Source organism: Paracoccus sp. IB05, from assembly GCF_016405985.1.
Taxonomy (GTDB): domain Bacteria; phylum Pseudomonadota; class Alphaproteobacteria; order Rhodobacterales; family Rhodobacteraceae; genus Pseudogemmobacter.
The window spans coordinates 1-3320 of the sequence record NZ_JAEFCF010000084.1 but is presented as its reverse complement, the minus strand read 5'-3'; the positions used below and the strand labels follow the sequence as shown (position 1 = coordinate 3320).

The window sequence follows — 3320 nt, the reverse complement described above, 5'->3', positions numbered from 1 at the left end:
CGCCGAGGGGAGTAATCCCCCCAACCAGGGCCCCGGTCGAAAGGCCGGGGCCTTTGGCGCTGCCGGTGCCCGACGGCTTTCGGGCGGACCGCGGATCAGGCGTTCACGTCATCCTCAAAACGCCGGATTCGGGCGAGAATGTCATCGAAAGTCGGCGGCTTCGTATCGAACATCATGGGCGCCATGGCCCTGTAGTCTACTCGCAGATCCTTGATCCGATCCTCGCCGGGCAGAAGTCGCAACGTGCCGGGCCTGGCTAGGTCATAGTTTGCCCATGCCGAACGGAAGAAGATGGCTTTATGCTGCGCCACCTGCGCCAACAGCTCGCAATCGCGCGATGCAGCGGCCCCTTCTTCGGTCTCGAGCAGCATGGCCAGATCGTAGAAATGTCGGGAGAAATACTGCGGTGTCGGCGATCCGGCAGGGCGATGGGCCTCGGCATGGAGTGCGGTCGCCTTTTCCCAGAAGGTGCGCCGGGCAGACAGGACGGTGACCCTGGTGTCAGGCGCGTCGAAGAAGTCAGGGTAATCTTCAGCCGCATAGGGCCGGATCACCTTCGCCTCAGTTGGCCAGGGGTCTCCGCGCGCCCCGAGTTCGAGCTTCACCCGGGGGGTGATGTAGGACATTCCCGCATAATCCGTGCCGCCGAAGGCCGGGGGATAGTGGAAATTCACCGTCTGCGCGTCATTCGGGTCTATCTTGAGTGACCAGCCGCCGTCGGCGGGATTGCCCAGATGGCGCGCGAATTCCGTTTGCAGGGCGGGAAGCAGCCGTTCGGCAACATGCGTTTCGACATCCGTCACCAGATCCGCAATCAGCCTCGCCGCCTTATTCTTTCCAAGCCCTTCCTGCTCAGGGTCCCGTTCGCCGCCATATCCCAGTTCTGTCCGGTCAAAGGACAGGTCGATATCCTCGGAGAACCGACGGATCGCGTCATAGGCCTTGGACAGCGAGGTGCCGCCTTTGAACACCAGTGACGCGGTTTCCCCGGGCGGCAGCGAGAAGACCCGCCGTAGGGTCCAGCAAACCCAGAAGTCCTTCTCGATGATCGTGTTGGCGACGCCGCGGCCAGCGGCGGTTTCCCCAAAGAGAGCGGCACGGTCAGAGGCCGACAGGCGGGCAACCTTATCCAAGCGCGGCTCCCACCCCGGATCCTGAAGGCTTTGGGTCGGCAATCGAGAGCAGGGTTGCCCGCATCCAGGCAGGTGCCTGCGTCGCATTCCTGGCGAGGAGCTTCTTGTCGCTGGCCGAGAGGTGACGGCTGGCCGCGTGCATCACGTCAGAGGCCCGTGCAGCACCTACATGGCGCAGGGCCTGAACGACCGTTCCGGCCGGGCTGCCGGGGGCAATCAAATGTTTGGGCGACGTATGGCGAAGATCGATCACCCGCTTCCCGAGCACAACACGGCGCGAAGGCCCATCCGTCAGCCAACGGCTCTGCGCCGCGACCTGCGTCGAGAGGCCGAGCGCGTTGGCAGCCTGTGGGCCGTCAATCTGCAGGTTTGATCCTGTTTCGCGCGCGAGGGCATTGGCCACATCGTTGGGTGAAGGACTAAGGGCCCCGAGCTTCGGATGGGTTTTGGGGAAGTCATAAAGGCCGCGGGCGAGACGCCGGAGGTCTCCGGCCTTGGTCAGCCGCGACAGCGCCTGGTCCACCGCGCCACGGGTTGCCACGTCCAGAAAGTCGCTGGGCGTGAAGACGCTGCCGCGTCCGCTTGCGCGGACACGCTTCATGATCCGATCGGGAACAGAGGCAGATACAGTCTTCATGTGTCAGAAAATAGGCTATGTTTTTCTTCCAATCAAGTGCGCGATGCACGGAGCTATATCTCTTGTGCGGACTGAGATTATCGCGGTCGCGGACAGGGGCGGTGCGAGCGGTGTGCTCGGCTGGGCGCGAAGGGGCCGGGCTCGGCACTTGCGCCCAGTGCCAGGGGGCTGTCAGGCATCCGTTGGAAGCCACCCTATTCATCGTCGGCGCGGCGCAGATCTGTGATCTGGCCTGTAACACGTCGATACCCTTGATCAGCGAAGCGCCAAGGCCGGCGGCAGCGGAGGCATGCCGTCACGGGATAAGGCCCCTGTCAGAGCCAATGCCCCATCCCCGCTTCCATTCGCAAACCTTGGTCCGATCCGTCTCTTTGAAATCAACCCATAAAGGGTCGGCTTGACGCTTTGCGTGCCGCCCTCGGGGGTTCGGCAAAAGACCGAACGCCCTCGGGTGATTGCAGATCCGGTCAGACACTTCGGGCGCCTGTCGAGCGGGGGATGGTCCCTCGTCTCTAAAGACAGGAGCCAGTCCCATGTCCAAGAAGGATGCCACCGCTTTTGCCGCCAGCCTCGCCGCCACGCTGATGGTCTCGATCGTCGTGTTTCAGGCCGGCGATGGCAGCCATGCCGCCATGCCCGCCGATGAATATGATGGCGATGAGACGCTCATCGCCCTCGAGATCGACCCCTGGCAGTGAGGCGCGCAAGCGCCTCACCCCCTCCGGGCGGCCTGCGCGGCGGGCCGCGCCGTCCACCGGGGTCGCGCGATCACCCGCCTGTGGCGCGCGCCGCGCAACGGAGCCGGGATGAACCCCGGCGCGGGAGAGGTCGAGGAGGGATCCGGGAAGCGCGAGCCTTCCGGTCCCAGAGAGAGCGCCGGTCGGCTTCACCCGTCCCTTTGCTCTCAGGAGAAATCCTATGACCTACGATATCGCAGCCACCCCGGAAGCCAGCCTGGCGGCCGCCATGGCGCAGTTTGATGTCTCGCAACTAGCGCATCAGACGCTCAGCACGACCGCAATGGCGCAGAACAAGGAGACGCTGTTCGCGGCCATGCGCGCCGCCGGGATCACCGAGATCATCGTCACCTTCGACGGCGCCGGCGACAGTGGGCAGGTCGAAGACATCGATGCCCGCCGTGGTGAAACCGTAGTGCCGATGCCGGACACCGCGATCACCCTCGCACAGGTCAGCTGGGGCATCAGCGAGATTTCGACCAGCAGCATGTCGCTGTCCGAAGCCGTCGAAACCCTGGCCTATGACCTCCTCTACGACAGCCATGGCGGATGGGAGAATTGCGACGGCGCGTTTGGCGCGTTTCATTTCGACGCCGAGGCCGGGACGATCCTGCTCGACTACAACGAGCGGTTCACCTCGTCCGAACAGTTCAACCACAGCTTCTGAGGGCGGGGAACATGGCACATCCCTATCATCACGCCCTGTCCTCAGTGAAAAAGTGGGGTGGCGTGGTCGAGGATTACATCGAGCTGCATAGCTGGTTAGATGTTATCTGGACAGGCAAGCGCTTTCTTGGCGCTTAGGGTAGCGAT

4 protein-coding genes are annotated in these 3320 nt (G+C 63.6%); 2 read left to right on the top strand and 2 right to left on the bottom strand.

The genetic code is table 11. The features are described from left to right. Positions 1-95 precede the first annotated feature (95 nt). Together JC607_RS25085 and JC607_RS25080 are read right to left on the bottom strand one after the other, a co-directional pair. Complete coding sequence (locus tag JC607_RS25085) at positions 96-1133, bottom strand: nucleotidyl transferase AbiEii/AbiGii toxin family protein (protein ID WP_112313394.1); 1038 nt, start codon at positions 1131-1133, stop codon at positions 96-98. Then, a complete protein-coding gene (locus tag JC607_RS25080; protein WP_112313395.1) occupies positions 1126-1734 on the bottom strand; it encodes a DUF6088 family protein in 609 nt (202 codons plus the stop codon). Before JC607_RS25080 ends, JC607_RS25085 begins: the two co-directional genes overlap by 8 nt. Before the next feature lie 569 nt (positions 1735-2303). Here JC607_RS25080 and JC607_RS25075 point away from each other — a divergent pair. Then, positions 2304-2468, top strand: coding sequence for a hypothetical protein (locus JC607_RS25075; RefSeq protein ID WP_169742256.1), 165 nt, complete (start codon positions 2304-2306; stop codon positions 2466-2468). A gap of 220 nt (positions 2469-2688) precedes the next feature. Continuing rightward, the gene (locus tag JC607_RS25070; RefSeq protein ID WP_198839429.1) at positions 2689-3174 is read left to right on the top strand and encodes a DUF6878 family protein; all 486 of its coding nucleotides are present in this window, start codon (positions 2689-2691) and stop codon (positions 3172-3174) included. Positions 3175-3320 lie beyond the last annotated feature (146 nt).

What these genes read in the sequence shown, in the direction of transcription:
- JC607_RS25080 (WP_112313395.1), bottom strand. Translation starts at nt 1,734, where the DNA reads ATGAAGCGTGTCCGCGCAAGCGGACGCGGCAGCGTCTTCACGCCCAGC.
- JC607_RS25075 (WP_169742256.1), top strand. Translation starts at nt 2,304, where the DNA reads ATGTCCAAGAAGGATGCCACCGCTTTTGCCGCCAGCCTCGCCGCCACG.
- JC607_RS25070 (WP_198839429.1), top strand. Translation starts at nt 2,689, where the DNA reads ATGACCTACGATATCGCAGCCACCCCGGAAGCCAGCCTGGCGGCCGCC.